Source organism: Chromobacterium sp. LK11, assembly GCF_001043705.1.
GTDB classification, from domain to species: Bacteria; Pseudomonadota; Gammaproteobacteria; order Burkholderiales; family Chromobacteriaceae; genus Chromobacterium; species Chromobacterium alkanivorans.
Genome location: NZ_LDUR01000012.1, coordinates 138655 through 156001 on the forward strand (window position 1 = coordinate 138655; position 17347 = coordinate 156001).

The window sequence follows — 17347 nt, forward strand, 5'->3', positions numbered from 1 at the left end:
CGGCTAGACTCGGGTCGTACGAGTAGACAACAAACAACAGATTAAAAGCGGACGCGACGGCGCGTCCGCCACATGACGAAAACTGACCAGGATCGCCCAATGTTTCGTTCGCTGACCGGATACTTCTCCAACGACCTCGCCATTGACCTTGGCACAGCCAACACCCTCATCTACATGCGCGCCAAAGGCATCGTGCTGGACGAGCCCTCGGTAGTCGCCATTCACAGCGACGCGCCCACCAATAAGAAATCCATTCTGGCCGTGGGTCTGGAAGCCAAGCGCATGCTGGGCCGCACCCCGGGCAGCATCCAGGCGATCCGCCCGATGAAGGACGGCGTGATCGCCGACTTCACCGTCACCGAACAGATGCTCAAGCAGTTCATCAAGAAGGTGAACCCCAACCGCTTCTTCGCCGCCAGCCCGCGCATCGTGATCTGCGTGCCCTGCGGCTCCACCCAGGTGGAGCGCAAGGCGATCCGCGACTCGGCGCTGGCCGCCGGCGCGCGCCGCGTGGAACTGATCGAAGAGCCGATGGCGGCCGCCATCGGCGCCGGCCTGCCGGTTGAGGAGCCCACCGGCTCCATGGTGGTGGACATCGGCGGCGGCACCACCGAAGTCGGCGTGATTTCGCTGGGCGGCGTGGTGTACTCCAACTCCGTCCGCGTCGGCGGCGACAAGTTCGACGAAGCCATCATCAACTACATCCGCCGCAACTACGGCATGCTGATCGGCGAAACCACCGCCGAGGAAATCAAGAAGACCATCGGCTCCGCCTTCCCGGGCGCCGAGGTGCGCGAAATGGAAGTCAAGGGCCGCAACCTGGCCGAAGGCATTCCGCGCGCCTTCACCGTGTCGTCCAACGAAATCCTGGAAGCGCTGACCGAGCCCTTGAACCAGATCGTGTCCGCGGTGAAGATCGCGCTGGAACAGACTCCGCCGGAACTGGGCGCCGACATCGCCGACAAGGGCATGGTGCTGACCGGCGGCGGCGCGCTGCTGAAAGACATCGACCGCCTGCTGGCCGAAGAAACCGGCCTGCCGGTGTTCGTGGCCGAGGAACCGCTGACCTGCGTGGTGCGCGGCTCCGGCAAGGCGCTGGAGAAAATGGACAAGATTGGCACCATTTTCACCAACGTCCCTTAAACCGGAACGGCCGCCGTCCGCCTGAGCCCGGCTCCGGCGGCGGCGGCCGCTCGTAAAGCAAGCGATGATGGCGGGCGCGCGGCAAGCGTGCCCGTTTTTGAAGCACAGCGCCCCGCGTCAAGGGGCGAGGTCTGAGCCGATGGACTTTGCCAACACCCCCAGCTTTTTCCGCTCCGGGCCGCCGCCCGGCGCGCGCTTGGCCATGGCCGTGGCCGCCTCGGTGGCGCTCCTGGTCGGCGACAGCTATTTCGGCCTGATGGAACAGGCGCGCGAAGCCACCTCGCTGGCGCTGTACCCGGTGCAGCGCGCGGTCAACATGCCGGCGCAGGCGATGCGCCACGTCAGCGACTTTCTCAGCTCCCAAACCGAACTGAAGCAGGAAAACACCGCCTTGCGCACGCGCCAGCTGGAAATGTCGGCGCAGTTGTCGCGGCTGCAAACCCTGCAGCGCGAGCTGGACGAAGTGCGCAAGCTCAACGGCATCAAGTCCAGCTACCACCAGCAGGCGCAGATGGCCGAAACCCTGTACACCGGCCGCGATCCGTTTTCCTACAAGATCATCATCGACAAGGGCAGCGACGCCAACCTGAAAGCCGGACAGCCGGTGGTGGACGCCAGCGGCCTCTTGGGCCAGGTCACCCGGGTGCAGCCGCTGACCGCGGAAGTGACCCTGGTCATAGACAAGAACCAGATGGTGCCGGTGATGGTGGCCCGCACCGGCCAGCGCGCCATTCTGTACGGCTACGGCGGCGGCGTGGAAATCCGTTATCTGCCACAAAGCGCCGACATCAAGGACGGCGACCACATCGTCACCTCCGGCGTGGACGGCGTTTATCCGGCCGGCATCCCGGTGGCTCGCGTGACCCGGGTGGAGCGCAATCAGGGCGCCACCTTCGCCCGCATCGCCACCGCGCCGCTGGCCGGCGTGCAGCAAACCCGCTACATGCTGGTGCTGGGCGACAAGCAGGCGCCGCCGCGTCCGCCGGAACCGGCCCCCATCGTCAAAAAGAGCAGGGGCGGCAAGAAAGCCGCCGCCGAGGAGTAAGCCCCCGATGACGTTCGAGCGCCCCAAGGAACTGCTCAAACCGGTGAAGCGCCGCTTCATCCTGTTCACCTTCGTCTTCGCCGTTCTGATCGAACTGATCCCGCTGCCGCACGGCAGCACGCGCTGGCTGCCGGACTTCATCGGCATGCTGATCCTGTACTGGGTGATCAACCAGCCGCGCCGGGTCAATATCGGCACCGCCTTCCTGCTGGGCCTGGTGGCCGACATCTCCACCGCGGGACTGTTCGGCCAGCACGCGCTGGCCTATTCGATCACCGCTTACCTGGCGCTGGCGCGCCAGCGCCAGGTGGTGATGTTCAACCTGGGCCAGCAGACGCTGGTGGTGCTGGGCCTGCTGCTGACCAACCAGCTGATCATGGTGGTGGTGCGCATGCTGACCGGCTCCGCCTTCGTCGGCTGGGGCTATTTCCTGCCGCCCTTGATCGGCGCGCTGCTGTGGCCGCTGCTGACCAAGCTGATGCTGATGCCCTACCGCCACAACGCGGTGTAGCGCCGCGGACCATCCATGCCTCAACCGACCCGCTTCAAGAACCCGCAGGCCGAAGACAGCCAGTTCCAGCTGCGCCTGATCGTCGCTTACGCGCTGATCGTGCTGATGTTCCTGGTGCTGCTCACCCGCTTCATCTGGCTGCAAGTGCTGCAGCACGAACACTTTTCCACGCTGGCGCAGAACAACCGCATCTCGCTGGTGCCCATCCTGCCCAACCGCGGCCTGATCCTGGACCGCAACGGCGTGGTGCTGGCGCAGAACTACTCGGCCTACACGCTGGAGCTGACGCCCAGCAAGATCGCCGACCTGGCCGCCACCGAGGCCGAACTGCGCAAGCTGGTGGACATCACCCCGCGCGACGAGCGCCAGTTCAAGCGCCTGCTGATCGAGAGCAAGAACTTCGAATCCATCCCGCTGAAAACCAAGCTCAGCGAGGAAGAGGCCGCGCGCGTCGCCGCCCAGTCCTGGCGCTTCCCCGGCGTGGAGGTCAAGGCGCGGCTGTTCCGCGACTATCCGTTCAAGGAAATGACCAGCCATGTGCTCGGCTACATCGGCCGCATCAACCAGCGCGACAAGGAGCGGCTGGAAGAGGAAGAAAAAACCGCCAATTACAAGGGCTCCAACTACATAGGCAAGACCGGTCTGGAAGCGGTGTACGAGGACGACCTGCACGGCAAGGTCGGCTTCGAGGAGGTGGAAACCGACTCCGGCGGCCGCGCGGTGCGTTCGCTGCGCCGCACGCCGCCGGTCAACGGCAATACCCTGAAGCTGGCGCTGGACATCCGCCTGCAGGAAATGGCGGACAAGCTGTTCGGCAACCGCCGCGGCGCGCTGGTGGCGATAGAGCCGTCCACCGGCGGCGTGCTCGCCTTCCTGTCCAAACCAGGCTTCGACCCCAATCTGTTCATCGACGGCATCGACACCCAGACCTGGACCAATCTGAACAACGACTGGCAGAAGCCGATGATCAACCGCGCGCTGCGCGGCACCTACCCGCCCGGCTCCACCTTCAAACCCTTCATGGCGATGGCGGCGCTGGAGAACCACGCCATCGGCATGCGCGACATCCGCCCGGCGCCCGGCTACTTCACCCTGCCCGGCTCCAGCCACCAGTTCCGCGACAGCAAGAAGGCCGGCAACGGCATGATCAATCTACAACGCGCGATCGAAGTCTCCAGCGACACCTTCTTCTACAAGCTGGCCTGGGACATGGGCATAGACAAGATCCACCCGGCGCTGGCGCAGTTCGGCCTGGGCAGCAAGAGCGGCATCGATCTGGACGGCGAGTCCATAGGCGTGCTGCCGTCCAAGGAATGGAAGGCGCGCCGCTTCTCCCGCTACAAAGAGGAATTCCGCCGCTGGTATCCGGCCGATGTGGTCAGCATCGGCATCGGCCAGGGCTTCAACGCCTACACCCCGCTGCAAATGGCCAACGCCACCGCCATCCTCGCCAACGACGGCCAGGTGTTCAAGCCGCACCTGGTGCAGCAGGTGGTGGACACCCGCAGCGGCAAGGCGCGCATCATCGAACCGATGCCCATCCGCCAGATTCCGTTCAAGCAGGAAAACTTCGAATACGTGAAGCGCGGCATGGAAGGCGTGATGACGCGCGGCACCGGCGCGCGGCTGGGCGTGGGCCTGCAATACCCGATGGCCGGCAAGACCGGCACCGCCCAGGTGGTGCAGATCAAGCAGGGCGCCAAGTACAACGCCGCCGCGCTGGCCGAGCAATACCGCGACCACAGCTGGTTCATCGCCTTCGCCCCGGTGGACAAGCCGCGCATCGCGGTGGCGGTGATCGTGGAGAACGCCGGCTTCGGCGCCGCCGCCGCCGCCCCCATCGTGCGCGCGCTGTTCGACTACTATTTGCTGGGCAAGGTGCCGAAAGACATCGAAGGCACGCTGAAAACCATGCCCACCGACACCGCCAACGACAATGCAGACCTCCCTAATTAAACGCGTCTGGCAGCAGATCAAAGAACCGCTGGACGGCTGGCTGATGCTGTTCCTCGGCCTGATCTTCGTGCTCAGCATGGTGCTGCTGTACTCGGCCAACAACCAGTCCTTCGACAAGATAGACAACAAGCTGATCTACACCAGCCTGTCGCTGATCATCATGTGGATCATCGCCCGGATGCGGCCGCAAAGCATCATGAACTTCGCGCCGCCCATCTACGGCCTGGGCGTGCTGCTGCTGCTGGCCGTCCACTTCAAGGGCGTCACCGTCAACGGCTCCACCCGCTGGCTGGAACTGGGCATCACCCGCATCCAGCCGTCCGAGATCATGAAGATCGCGCTGCCGATGATGCTGGCCTGGTTCTTCCAGAAATACGAACTGTCAATGCGCTGGTGGCACTACCTGGTGGCCGCCTTGCTGATGGCGGTGCCCAGCGCGCTGGTGCTGAAGCAGCCGGACTTGGGCACCACGCTGCTGATCGCCGCCGCCGGCCTGTTCGTGCTGTTCTTCGCCGGCCTGCCGTGGAAGGTGATCTTCGCCGGCATCGGCCTGGGCGCCGCCAGCCTGCCCATCGTCTGGAACCTGCTGCACGACTACCAGCGCCGCCGGGTGCTGACCATGATAGACCCCACCACCGACCCGCTGGGCGACGGCTACCACATCATCCAGTCCATGATCGCCATCGGCTCCGGCGGCCCCTGGGGCAAGGGCTGGCTCAACGGCACCCAGACCCACCTCGATTACATCCCGGAACGGACCACCGACTTCATCTTCGCCGTGTATTCCGAGGAATTCGGCCTGGCCGGCAATGTGCTGCTGCTGGTGCTCTACCTGCTGGTGCTCAGCCGCGCGATGATGATCACCGCCAGCGCCCAGACGCTGTACGGCCGGCTGATGGCCGGCTCCATCACCCTGTCCTTCTTCGTCTACGCCTTCGTCAATATGGGCATGGTGTCCGGCATCCTGCCGGTGGTGGGCGTGCCGCTACCCTTCATGTCCTATGGCGGCACCGCCACCGTCACCCTGTTCGTCGGCATGGGCATGCTGATGAGCATCAGCAATCTAAAACGCTGAGAGCCTGTTTACGATCTGCTGCGCTTCGGCGATACGGCGTTGAAAATGACCTCAGAATGCTCATGTACCGTATGTACATTCCGCTTCTTCGGTCATTTCCGCCTTGTCTCGCTCTTGCTCGCGAGATCGTAAACAGGCTCTAAGTTCCATGGCGGGAACCAATTGCCCGCCGCGCCGGCCTACCCCTGTTTGCCCCAGACTTACGTCATGCCCGGAATGTTTCCGACTTGACGAAGGCAAGCAAAATCGCAAGCCTATAGCATTCCGGCGCCATCGCACGCCGCCATCCCGCACTCATGCCAGAGGAAACGCCACCGCATGCGCATCAAGACCCTGAGCCTGCTACTCGCCCTGTCCCTGGGCCACGCCCTGCCGGCCATCGCCGCCGAACCCGCCGCCGCCAGCCAAAGCCAGCTGCAAGCCTACACCAGCGTGGAAGGCGTCACCGAATACCGGCTGCCCAACGGCCTGCGCGTCCTGCTGGCGCCGGACGCCTCCAAGCCCACCACCACCGTCAACGTCACCTATCTGGTGGGCAGCCGTCACGAAAGCTACGGCGAGACCGGCATGGCCCACTTGCTGGAGCACATGCTGTTCAAGGGCACGCCCAGCAGCGGCAATCTGATGCAGGAGCTGGGCAAGCGCGGCATGCAGTTCAACGGCACCACCTTCCTGGACCGCACCAACTACTACGAAACCTTCCCCGCCAACGACGACAATCTGCGCTGGGCGCTGGAAATGGAAGCCGACCGCATGGTCAACAGCAAGATCGCCAAGAGCGATCTGGACACCGAGTTCTCGGTGGTGCGCAATGAAATGGAAATGGGGGAGAACAATCCCCACCGCGTGCTGTGGAAGCAGATGACCGCGGTCAGCTACGACTGGCACAACTACGGCCACAACACCATAGGCGCGCGCTCGGACGTGGAAAAGGTCCGCATCGACAATCTGCAGGCCTTCTACCGCAAGTACTACCAGCCGGACAACGCGGTGCTGATGATCAGCGGCAAGTTCGACCCGGCGGCGACGCTGGCCGTCGTCCGGCAGGCCTTCGGCAAGATCGCCAAGCCGCAGCGCCAGCTGACGCCCACCTGGACCGAGGAGCCGCAGCGCGACGGCGCGCGCGAGCTGACCGTGGAGCGCGTCGGCGACACCCAGCTGGCCGCGGTGCTGTATCCGATCTCCGCCGGCAGCCACCCGGACGCGGCGGCCATCCTCGTGCTGGCCGACATCCTGGCCAGCACGCCCAACGGCCGGCTGTACCAGGCGCTGGTGGGCGGCAAGAAAGCCGTCGGCGTCGAGGCCTGGCCGTTCGCGCTGGCCGAACCCGGCTACATCATCTTCTGGGCGGAGCTGAACAAGGGCCAAAAACTGGCCGACGCGCGCCAGGCGCTGCTCGCCGCCATCGAAGGCTTCAAGAGCAAACCTGTGACCGAGGCCGAACTCAAGCGCGCCAAGACCAGCCTGCTCAACGACATCGACAAGACCCTGAACGATCCGCAGCAGCTGGCGGTGGAGATGTCCGAGGCCATCGCCAAGGGCGACTGGCGCCTGTTCTTCCTGACCCGCGACCGCATCGAGGCGCTGAGCGTCAAGGACGTGGAGCGGGCGGCCGAAAACTACTTCAAGCCGTCCAACCGCACCTACGGCCAGTTCGTGCCCACCGCCAAGCCGGACCGCAGTGTGATCCCGGCCACGCCGGACGTGGCCAAGCTGGTGGACGGCTACAAGGGCCGCGCCGCGATCAGCCAGGGCGAGGCCTTCGATCCCAGCCCGGCCAATATCGACGCCCGCACCGAGAAAACCACGCTCGCCAACGGCGCCAAGCTGGCGCTGCTGTCCAAGAAGACCCGCGGCGAAACCGTCAACGGCAGTTTCAGCTTCGCCTTCGGCGACGAGAAAAGCCTGTTCGGCCGCGGCGCCGTGCCCAGCCTCGCCGCCGACATGCTGGAGCGCGGCAGCGGCAAGCTCAGCCGCGCCGAAATCAGCAATCGTCTGGATCAGCTGAAAGCCAAGCTCAGCGTTTCCGGCTCCGGTCAGGAAGTCAGCGTGGATTTTGAAACCACCCGCGCTCATCTGCCGGCGCTGCTGGACCTGATCGCCGGCCTGCTCAAGCAGCCCAGCTTCCCGGAACAGGAGTTCGAGCTGCTGCGCAAGGAAGAGCTGACCGCCATCGACGCCCAGCGCAACGAGCCGCAGGCCATGGCCACTCAGGCCGTGGGCCAGGCGCTCAACATCTATCGCAAGGGCGATCTGCGCTACCGCCCGACGCTGGACGAGGCCGCCGCCGAGCTGAAAGCCGCCAAGCTGGACGAGCTCAAGCGCTTCCACCGCCAGTTCTACGGCGCCAACCACGCCCGCTTCGCCCTGGTCGGCGACTTCGACGCCAAGGCCGCGCAAAGCCAGCTGCAAAAGCTGTTCGGCGGCTGGAACAGCCCCGTGGCGTACCGCCGCGCGCCCAGCCAGCTGCCGCCGGCCAAGCCTGGCCAGCAACAGCTGCAGGCCAAGGACAAGGCCAACGCCTTCTACCTGGCCACCGCGCCGCTGGCGATGCGGGACAGCGACGCCGACTACCCGGCGATGCTGGTCGCCAACAAGATCCTGGGCGGCGGCGTCAAATCGCGGCTGCTGGACCGCCTGCGCCAGAAGGACGGCATCAGCTACTACGCCGGCAGCCAGTTCAAGGCCGGCAGCTTCGAGTCGGTGGCCAGCCTGAGCCTGGTGGCCATCTACGCGCCGCAGAACCTGGACAAGCTGAAACAGGGGGTGGCCGAGGAGCTGACGCGCTTCATCCGCGACGGCGTCAACGCCACCGAACTGGCCGACGCCAAGAAAGCGCTGCAGCAGGAAAGGGAAATCGCCCGCGCCCAGGACGGCGCGCTGAGCGCGGCGCTGGACGGCCAATTGCAGATCGGCCGCGGCATGGACTTCAACGCCAAGGTGGACACCGCCATCGCCACGCTGACGGTGGAGCAGGTCAACGCCGCGCTGCGCAAGCATATAGATCCGGCCCAGTTACTCCAGGTCTACGCCGGCGACTTCAAGCGCCCCTGAGCCGGCCCGGCGCCGACGGGCCTCAGCCCTCCCGCGGGGGCGGCTCCGCCTCGGCCGCTGCGGCGTCCGCCGCCGGCAGGTCCGGCAGCGGGCGGCCGTCGCGGCCGAACAGGCGCAGCTGGCGAGGCAGGTCGTGCTCGTCCGCCAGCTTGACGCCGACGCCGACCAGGCGCACCGGCCGCCGGCCACGCTCGAAGCCCACCCGCAGCAACTCCCCGAAACGCGCCGGCGACAACTGTCCGCCGGCGTGCTCCACCGTGGTCTGGCTGAAATCGTCGAACTTGAGCTTGACCGACAAGCCCTTGAACGCGGGATTGCCGCTGCGCGCGATGCGCGCGCTCAGCCGGTCTATCAGTTCCGGCAGCTTGGACAGGCAGGCGCCGGCGTCGGGCAGATCGACGGCGTAAGTCTCCTCGACGCTGATCGATTTGCGGCTGCGGTCAGTGGACACCGGCCGCGGGTCGACGCCGCGCGCCAGTTCGTAAAGACGCTCGCCGAACCGGCCGAAGTGACGCAGCAGATCGGCCAGCTCCCAGGCCAGCATGTCGCCGCAGCGCCGGATGCCCAGCTCGTTCAGCCGCTGCGCGGTGACCCGGCCCACGCCGTGTATCTTCTCCACCGGCAGCGCGGCGACGAAGCCGGCCACATCCTGCGGCCGGATCAGGAACTGCCCGTCCGGCTTGTTCCAGTCGCTGGCCACCTTGGCCAGGAATTTATTCGGCGCGATGCCGGCCGAGGCGGTGATGCCCACCTCCTCGCGAATCTGGCGGCGAATCGCCTCCGCCATCCGCGTGGCGCTGCCCTGCTCGTGCGGCTGGCCGCTCACATCCAGATAGGCCTCGTCCAGCGACAAGGGCTCGATCAAGGGCGTGTAGCGCTCGTAGATGCGCATGATCTGCTGGCTGGCCTCGCGGTAGCGCGCCATGTCCGGCGGCAGGATCAGCAGATCGGGGCACAGGCGCAGCGCGCGCGCCGACGACATCGCCGAGCGCACGCCGTAGCGGCGCGCGATGTAATTGCAGGTGGCGATCACGCCGCGGCTCTCCGGCCGGCCGCCCACCGCCAGCGGCAAGGGCCGCAAGGCGGGGTCGTCGCGCATCTCGATGGCGGCGTAGAAACAATCGCAATCGACGTGGATGATTTTGCGCTGCGGCTCGCTCATGGCGATGCTTGAATCAGGAGACGGCGCCGTCGCTATGGCCCAGCGAACGCTGCGGCGCCACCCGGTCGCGCACCCGCTGCTTCAGCAGCTTGATGTCGGGGAAACCGCCGTCGGCCTTGCGGTCCCACAGCAGCTCGCCGTCCAGCTCGACGCGGAACACGCCGCCGCTGCCGGGCTGCAAGGCCACCTCCGCCAACTCCTTCTCGAAGGTGGTCAACAGCTCCTGCGCCATCCAGGCGGCGCGCAGCAGCCAGCGGCAGCCGGTGCAGTATTCAATGCTCAGGCGCGGAGATCTGGCGGGGGGGATAGAAGATGTCATGCGGGAAAACGCGGTCGGCTACGGGATGGCTGACAGCATAACAGTATAGAAGGGGGCATGGAGGGGAAAGGAACTGCCGGCGTCCCTGGATTTTGTTGTGCGCGGCCGCAAGCGGCCGCTCCTCCATCGTTTCTCTCTTTGTGCAGACTTGGCGTTTGACCTTGTCAGGGCGCCGGCAGTGGCAATGACGTCTTGTTCGCAACACATTCCCGACGCCAAGTCTGCCCAGTCGCCGGCCCCGGGTAAAGCATTTACTCCAGGCCGCGCCGATTGCTGCGCTGCACGATGTAACTTCGGCGCAACGTTACCGGTAGCAAACGGCCGCGGCCACGCGGCTCAATGCGCGTGTTCGGCCGGCGCGGCGGCGGCGACGCCGTCTTCCACCACCACGTCCACGGTCACGCTGCCGGCCTTCTCGAAGCGCAGGGTCAGCGGAAAACGGTCGCCGACGCGCAAGGGTTGCTTCAGGCCCATCAGCATCACGTGATAGCTGCCCGGAGCGAACTTGACTTCCTGGCCCGCGGCCACGGCCACGCCGCCGGCCACTTCGCGCATGCGCATCACGCCGTTGTCGTTGATGTGGGTGTGCAGCTCGGCCTTGGCCGCGCGCGGCGTGCTGGCCGACAACAGCTTGTCGGCGGTCTTGCCGCGATTGCTCAGCGACAGGTAGACGCCGCCGGTCGGGCTGCTTTCCGGCATCGCCCGGCTCCACGGATGGCCGATCTTCAGATCGCCCAGCTTGAATTCGTGCGCCATCGCGCCGGCGCTCAGCAGGCACAGGCACAGCAACGCGCTCAATGTCTTTCGCATAATGGACTCCTTGGGTTTGGGGCACTCTAGCACAGCCCTTATGGACCGCCGTGCGGCATAATGCCACAGCCAATGTCATGCCGCGCGCGCGCCGTGGAATTTCCCTTGTCACCGGCCCGCGGCCTCAGGCAGACTGCGTCCATTCCTTGTAATGTTCGCTTCATCAGCGTAGTGCCATGCTCAAGACGTTGTCGCTCCAATTCCTGTTCGGCGGGTTGCTCAGCCTGCTCACCATCACCAACCCGCTGTCCAAAATTCCGCTGTTCATCACCCTGACCCGCGAAATGAGCGACTCCGCGCGCGACAACCAGGCGCGGCGCGCCTGCGTGTTCGCCGCCGCCATCATGGTGGTCAGCCTGCTGGCCGGCAACCTGATCATGTCGGCCTTCGGCATCTCCTACGGCGCGCTGCGCATTTCCGGCGGCTTCGTCGTCGCCGTGCTCGGCTACCGCATGCTGTTCCTGTCGCAAGACCCGGGCAACGCGCCCAAGACCGGAGAGCGCGAGGACTACGCCTTCTTCCCGCTGGCCATGCCCGGCATCAGCGGGCCCGGCACCATCGCCGTGGTCATCGGCATTTCCACCGAGATCGCCGAACTGACCACGCTGCCGGCCAAGGCGCTGGCCTTCGCGATGACCTTCGCCGCCATCGGCGGCACTTGCTTCGGCATGTGGCTGACGCTGAAATCCTCGCAGCTGATCGCCCAGCGCCTGGGCCGCGGCGGCCGCGAGGTGATGACGCGGCTGATGGGCTTTTTGCTGATCTGCATCGGCGTGCAGTTCGTCGGTTCCGGCATCCGCACCTTCATGGCCGGTTCCTGAGGCCGGCCGCGACGCCCCGCCATGTCCCCCCAGGCGTCCGACCGTTCCGACTTTTTCCGCGCCGACGACATCGGCGCTCTGGAATGCCTGGACGCCAGCTACGCCCAACGGGTGTTTCCGCCGCATTTTCATGAAGAGTACGTGGTCAACGCGCTGACTCTGGGCGCGCAATCCTACCATCACCGCGGCGGCACCCACCGCGCCGGCGTCGGCGCGCTGGTGCTGATCAACCCCGGCGAAGTGCACACCGGCGAGACCGCCGACGCGCGCGGCTGGGCCTACCGCGGCTTCTACCCGTCCGCCGATTTCCTGCAGCGGCTGGCCGCCGACATCAGCGGCGACGCCCACGCCCGGCCTTATTTTCGCGACACCGTGGTGCTGGACGCGCCGCTGGCCGCCGGCATGGACCAGTTGCATCGCCTGCTGCGCGACAGCCAGGACCGGCTGCTGCGCGAATCGGCGCTGCAGCGGATGTTCGGCGCGGTGCTGCAACGCCATATGCAGGTGCGCGACCAGACCCAGGCCGCCGCGCCGCGCGCGGTGGAGCTGGCGCGGCAGATGCTGGCCGACGCCATCAGCGACAATCTGTCGCTGCAGGCGCTGGCGGCGGCGGCCCAGCTCTCCCCCTGGCAGCTGTGCCGCCAGTTTCGCCAGCACTTCGGCCTGCCGCCGGTGGCCTGGCGCAATCAGCTGCGCGTCAATCGCGCGCGCCAGCTGCTGGCCCAGGGCCAGACGCCGGGCGCGGTAGCGCTCAGCCTGGGCTTCGCCGACCAGGCCCACCTGACCCGTGCCTTCCGCCACACCGTGGGCCTGGCGCCGGCGGCCTATCAGCGCGCGCTGGGCCTGCGCCGCTGAGCGCCTGTTCCCGCTGACTCGCGCAAGCGCCCTGCCGCACGGCAAGCCCCCCCTGCAAAATCGTTCAAGACGCCGGACGCTTTCGCCTGCATGATGAATGCACCTCATCCTCGCAAGGCCCCGTTCCGATGACTCGCCCCACCCCCGCCGCCTGGGCGCTGCAAGGCGCGCGCGACAGCCTGCCGATGCTGATAGGCGCCGCGCCCTTCGGCCTGATCTTCGGCACCCTGGCCATCGCCGCCGGACTCAGCCCCTTGACGACCCAGGCCATGTCCTTGCTGGTGTTCGCCGGTTCTTCCCAATTCATCGCCGTCAGCCTGGTGGCGGCCGGCGCCGCGCTGCCGGTGCTGTGGCTGACCACCTTCGTGGTCAATCTGCGCCACGCGCTGTACAGCGCCACCCTGCTGCCTTACGCGCGGCAATGGCCGCTGGCCTGGCGCTGGCCGCTGGCCTTCTGGCTCACCGACGAAACCTTCGCCGTGGTCGAACACCGCTTCCGCACCCAGGGCGCGGCCGGCGGCCAGTGGTATTGGCTGGGCTCCTCGCTGGCGATGTACGGCAACTGGCAGGCGTGGACGCTGGCCGGCGTGCTGCTGGGACGCTCGGTACCGGGGCTGGCGCAACTGGGACTGGACTTCGCCATGGTGGCGACCTTCGCCGCCATCGTCGCGCCGCAATTGAAAAAACGGCCCACGCTGGCGGCGGCGGCGGTGGCCGGCCTGACCGCGCTGTTGGCGCGCGGCCTGCCCTACAAACTGGACCTGATGCTGGCGGCGCTGCTCGGCGTCGGCGCCGGACTCTTGCTGGAAGGCAAGCGCAAGGAGGCGGCATGAACCATTGGTGGATGATACTCGGCATGCTGGCGGCCACCCTGCTGATCCGCGCCAGCTTCCTGGTGTTCGGCCAGCGGCTGGCCTTCCCGGACTGGTTGAACCGCGCGCTGCACTATGTGCCAGCGGCGGTATTGTCGGCGCTGGTGGTGCCGATGGCGCTGGCCCCGGCCGGACATATTGATCTGTCGCTGGGCAACGCCTACCTGATCGGCACCCTGGTCGCCGTCGCGGTGGCGTGGAAGAACGGCAAGACCCTGCTCGCCATTGTGGTCAGCTTCATCGTCTACGGCTTGCTGCGCTGGCTCTAAGAACCTGTTTACGATCTGCTGCGCGTCGGCGATACGGCGTTGAAACCAAGCTCAAAATGCTCATGTACCACTTGTACATTCCGCTTTTTCGCTCGTTTTCGCCTTGTCTCGCCTTAGCTCGCGAGATCGTAAACACATTCTAAGAACCCGTTCGGAGCCAGCGTGAGCCGCTTTGCGGCGCGCGGCCGGCAAAGGGCCGCGCGCAGAACCTGGGCTCAGATATTGTAAACCAGCACCAGGCCGATCAAGACCGGCGCCGCCCAGCAATAGATGAAGCGCACGCCGGCGCTCAAGGCCGCCGGCAGTTGCAGCTCGGCGCGCATCGTCGGCCAGATCACCCAGCCGGCGAAGCAGGCGGTGCCGATGCCGCCCAGCGGCAGCAGGATGTTGGACGCGGTGTAGTCCATCAACTCGAACACATTGCGGCCAAACAGCTTCCAGTCCGCCAGCGGGCCGAAGGACAGCGCCGCCGGCACTCCGGCGCAAAACACCAGCAGGCAGATCAACAGCGTCGCCTTGCGGCGGCCGACGCCCCACTCGTCGATGGGAAACACCGCCACCAGCTCCAGCAAGGAGACCGACGAAGTCAGCGCCGCCATCAGCAGCAGCAGAAAGAAGGCCGCGGCCAGGCCTTGGCCGAAGGGCAGGTGGTTGAACACCACCGGCATGGTCATATAGGTCAGGCCCGGGCCGGCCTGCGGGTCCAGGCCGAAGGCGTAGATCGCCGGGAAGATCATCAGGCCGGCCAGCACCGAAGTCAGCGTGGTCAGGCCGGTCACCCACAGCGCGGCGCCCGCCAGTTTCGCGTCCCGGCCCAGGTAGGAGCCGTAGGCGATCATGCAGCCGGCGCCCACCGACAAGGAAAAGAAAGCCAGGCCCAAGGCCTCCACCAGCATGCCCGGCGTCACCTTGGAAAAGTCCGGCGTCAGCAGCGCCGCCACGCCGGCTTCCGCGCCGGGCAAGGTCAGCGAGCGGGCGATCAGGCCCAGCATCAACAGGAACAGCAGCGGCATCAGCACCTTGCCGGCGCGCTCAATCCCCTTCTGCACCCCGCACATCACCACCAACAGGGTCAGCCCGGTGAACAGGGCGTGAGTCAGCAGGGATTCGAAGGGGTCGGACACGTAATCGCCGAACAGGCGCGCCAGCGCCGCCGGGTCGTTGCTCATCACCCGGCCGTCGAGCGCGCGCAGCAGATAGCCCAGGGTCCAGCCGCCCACCACGCTGTAGAAGGAAAACACCAGAAAGCCGCACAGCACGCCGGCGTAGCCCACCAGCTTCCAGCGACGCGAACCCAGCCGCGCGAACGCGCTCACCGCGCCGCAGGCCGCCGCGCGGCCGATGGCGATCTCGGCCAGCAGCAAGGCGATGCCCAGGGTGAAGGTCAGCAATAGATAGATCAGCAGAAAGGCGCCGCCGCCGTTCATCGCGGTGACGTAGGGAAACTTCCAGATGGAGCCCAGACCCACCGTGGCGCCGGCCGAAGCCAGAATGAAACCGAGGCGGGAACCCCATTGCGTGCGAGACATGACAACTCCTGAGTCAGAACAATTTGCCGCCGCACGGGGTAAGGCTGGATACAACAAGGCCGCCCATGACGGCGGCCCGGAAAACAGATGCGAAAATCCCTGGCGCGCCGATTAGCTGCGCCACCACCACGTTTTGGTCTGGAAAGGGATGATCTGCTTCATAAGCGTGGAAGCATGCCGGTTTCCGCCCCTGCGCGTCAAGCCCGGCATGCGCGCTCACGCCTGGTCGACGGCCAAGCCGGCCTCATTCGGCCCCGTCCTTTTCAGACGGAAACCCAGCCACAGCGCCAGCAGCCACACCGGCAACACGTACACCGACACCGCGACGCCCGGGGTGAACAACATCACGCCCAGAATCATCAGCATGAAGGCCAGGCACAGCCAGTTGGCGAACGGATGCCACAGGGAAGCGAACACCAGCTTGCGGCCGCCCTGGGCGCGGCGGAACTTCAGATGCGTCAGGCTGATCAGCGCCCAGTTGATCACCAAGGCGGTGACCACCAGCGACATCAACAGCGCCAGCGCGCCGCTGGGCAGCAGATAGTTGAGCACCACGCCGGCGAAGGTCGCCAGCGCCGAGAGCAAGGTGGCGTTGACCGGCACCCCGCGCTTGTCCAGCTTGGCCATGCTCTTGGGCGCGTTGCCCTGCTGGGCCAGGCTGAACAGCATGCGGCTGGTGGCGTAGACGCCGCCGTTGTACACCGACAAGGCCGCGGTCAGCACCACGAAATTCAAACCGTGCGCGGCGAAGCCGGCGCCGATCTGCTCGAAGATCATCACAAAGGGGCTACCGCCGGCGGCCACCTTGCTCCACGGATACAAGGACAGCAGCACCAACAGCGAGCCGATGTAGAAGATCAGCACGCGGTAGATCACCTGGTTCACCGCCTTGGGAATGGTTTTCTGCGGATCCTGAGTCTCCGCCGCCGCCATGCCGATCAGCTCCAGCCCGCCGAAGGAGAACATGATCACCGCCATGGTCATGAACAGGCCGCCGACGCCGTGCGGGAAGAAGCCGCCGTCGCGCCAAAGATTGCTCACCGAGGCCTGCGGACCGCCGTTGCCGGACAAGAGCAGATAGCCGCCGAACACGATCATCGCGATCACCGCGCTTACCTTGATCAGCGCGAACCAGAACTCGGTCTCGCCGTAGTATTTGACGCTGCTCAGATTGACGCCGGTAATCGCCACGAAGAAGACCAGCGCGGTGACCCAGGTGGGAATTTCCGGCCACCAATAACGCACGTACTCGCCGGCGGCGGTCAGTTCGGCCATGCCGGCCAGCACGTACAGCGCCCAGTAGTTCCAGCCGGACAGGAAGGCGGGGAACTTGCCCCAGTAACGGCCGGCGAAATGGCTGAGCGAGCCGGCCACCGGCTCCTCGGCCAGCATCTCGCCCAATTGGCGCATGATCAGAAAGATGATGAAGCCGGCGACGGCGTAGCCGAGAATCATCGCCGGGCCGGCCGCTTTCAACACGCTGGCCGAACCCAGGAACAGACCGGTGCCGATCGCGCCGCCCAGCGCGATCAACTGGATATGGCGGTTTTTCAGCTCGCGCTTCAAACCGGTGGAAGTGGGGGTAACGCTCACCTTGGCGCCTCCTGCTGATTAGTGAATGGAACGGTATTGCTTCATCAATGCAGCAAGGCCCTCACCACTCGCAAATTAGACAATAAGTCTAATAAAAATCAGCAAGACATCCCTATTACATACATCAACTTCAAACAAACCATGACCAGATTAAACAAAACAAGACATAAGGTCAAAAAACATTTCAATACAATGGGCCAATAACAGCAGACCATTGCCATATCGCCTTGAATTTAGACATTTTGTCCAAAAACAGGCGCGCCGGTTGCGCATGGCCGGCGCAAAAAAAGCAGGGCCGCCCGGGGAGGCGGCCCTGCCGATTACGCTCGCCTG

General features: G+C 65.7%; 15 protein-coding genes. 10 read left to right on the plus strand and 5 right to left on the minus strand.

Features of this window, described 5'->3' with window-relative positions:
- Positions 1–99 precede the first annotated feature (99 nt).
- From VK98_RS08265 to VK98_RS08290, 6 genes are all read left to right on the plus strand, one after another.
- Positions 100–1143: a rod shape-determining protein gene (locus VK98_RS08265; protein WP_043592385.1), complete on the plus strand. Its 1044-nt coding sequence runs from the start codon at positions 100–102 to the stop codon at positions 1141–1143.
- Positions 1144–1282: 139 nt separating this feature from the next.
- Positions 1283–2188, plus strand: a complete 906-nt coding sequence (gene mreC / locus VK98_RS08270) for a rod shape-determining protein MreC (RefSeq protein WP_048413577.1) — start codon at positions 1283–1285, stop codon at positions 2186–2188.
- A 7-nt stretch (positions 2189–2195) separates the two neighbouring features.
- Positions 2196–2699: a rod shape-determining protein MreD gene (gene mreD, locus VK98_RS08275; RefSeq protein ID WP_048413578.1), complete on the plus strand. Its 504-nt coding sequence runs from the start codon at positions 2196–2198 to the stop codon at positions 2697–2699.
- Positions 2700–2714: 15 nt separating this feature from the next.
- Positions 2715–4655, plus strand: coding sequence for a penicillin-binding protein 2 (gene mrdA, locus VK98_RS08280; protein ID WP_048413579.1), 1941 nt, complete (start codon positions 2715–2717; stop codon positions 4653–4655).
- Positions 4636–5730, plus strand: a complete 1095-nt coding sequence (rodA, locus tag VK98_RS08285) for a rod shape-determining protein RodA (protein WP_048413685.1) — start codon at positions 4636–4638, stop codon at positions 5728–5730. The genes mrdA and rodA overlap by 20 nt, the downstream gene beginning before the upstream one ends.
- A gap of 318 nt (positions 5731–6048) precedes the next feature.
- Positions 6049–8784: a pitrilysin family protein gene (locus VK98_RS08290; protein ID WP_048413580.1), complete on the plus strand. Its 2736-nt coding sequence runs from the start codon at positions 6049–6051 to the stop codon at positions 8782–8784.
- Positions 8785–8806: 22 nt separating this feature from the next.
- On the opposite strand, the gene dinB is transcribed toward VK98_RS08290, so the two are convergent.
- The 3 genes from dinB to VK98_RS08305 form a co-directional block, all read right to left on the minus strand.
- Positions 8807–9946, minus strand: coding sequence for a DNA polymerase IV (gene dinB / locus VK98_RS08295; RefSeq protein ID WP_048413581.1), 1140 nt, complete (start codon positions 9944–9946; stop codon positions 8807–8809).
- Between the two features lie 13 nt (positions 9947–9959).
- Positions 9960–10265: a SelT/SelW/SelH family protein gene (locus tag VK98_RS08300; RefSeq protein WP_048413582.1), complete on the minus strand. Its 306-nt coding sequence runs from the start codon at positions 10263–10265 to the stop codon at positions 9960–9962.
- Positions 10266–10601: 336 nt separating this feature from the next.
- Positions 10602–11075, minus strand: coding sequence for a copper chaperone PCu(A)C (locus tag VK98_RS08305; RefSeq protein WP_048413583.1), 474 nt, complete (start codon positions 11073–11075; stop codon positions 10602–10604).
- A gap of 176 nt (positions 11076–11251) precedes the next feature.
- Here VK98_RS08305 and VK98_RS08310 point away from each other — a divergent pair, with 176 nt between their 5' ends.
- The 4 genes from VK98_RS08310 to VK98_RS08325 all read left to right on the plus strand — a co-directional run bounded on the left by VK98_RS08310 (position 11252) and on the right by VK98_RS08325 (position 13892).
- A complete protein-coding gene (locus VK98_RS08310) occupies positions 11252–11896 on the plus strand; it encodes a MarC family NAAT transporter (protein ID WP_048413584.1) in 645 nt (214 codons plus the stop codon).
- A 21-nt stretch (positions 11897–11917) separates the two neighbouring features.
- The gene (locus VK98_RS08315) at positions 11918–12751 is read left to right on the plus strand and encodes an AraC family transcriptional regulator (protein WP_048413585.1); all 834 of its coding nucleotides are present in this window, start codon (positions 11918–11920) and stop codon (positions 12749–12751) included.
- 128 nt (positions 12752–12879) lie between these two features.
- Positions 12880–13584, plus strand: a complete 705-nt coding sequence (locus tag VK98_RS08320; RefSeq protein ID WP_048413586.1) for an AzlC family ABC transporter permease — start codon at positions 12880–12882, stop codon at positions 13582–13584.
- Complete coding sequence (locus VK98_RS08325) at positions 13581–13892, plus strand: AzlD domain-containing protein (protein WP_048413587.1); 312 nt, start codon at positions 13581–13583, stop codon at positions 13890–13892. Before VK98_RS08320 ends, VK98_RS08325 begins: the two co-directional genes overlap by 4 nt.
- A gap of 215 nt (positions 13893–14107) precedes the next feature.
- Here the strand turns inward: VK98_RS08325 and VK98_RS08330 are convergent, their stop codons facing one another.
- The gene (locus VK98_RS08330; RefSeq protein WP_048413588.1) at positions 14108–15421 is read right to left on the minus strand and encodes a sodium-dependent transporter; all 1314 of its coding nucleotides are present in this window, start codon (positions 15419–15421) and stop codon (positions 14108–14110) included.
- 216 nt (positions 15422–15637) lie between these two features.
- A complete protein-coding gene (locus VK98_RS08335; RefSeq protein WP_048413589.1) occupies positions 15638–17014 on the minus strand; it encodes an amino acid permease in 1377 nt (458 codons plus the stop codon).
- Positions 17015–17347: the final 333 nt, after the last annotated feature.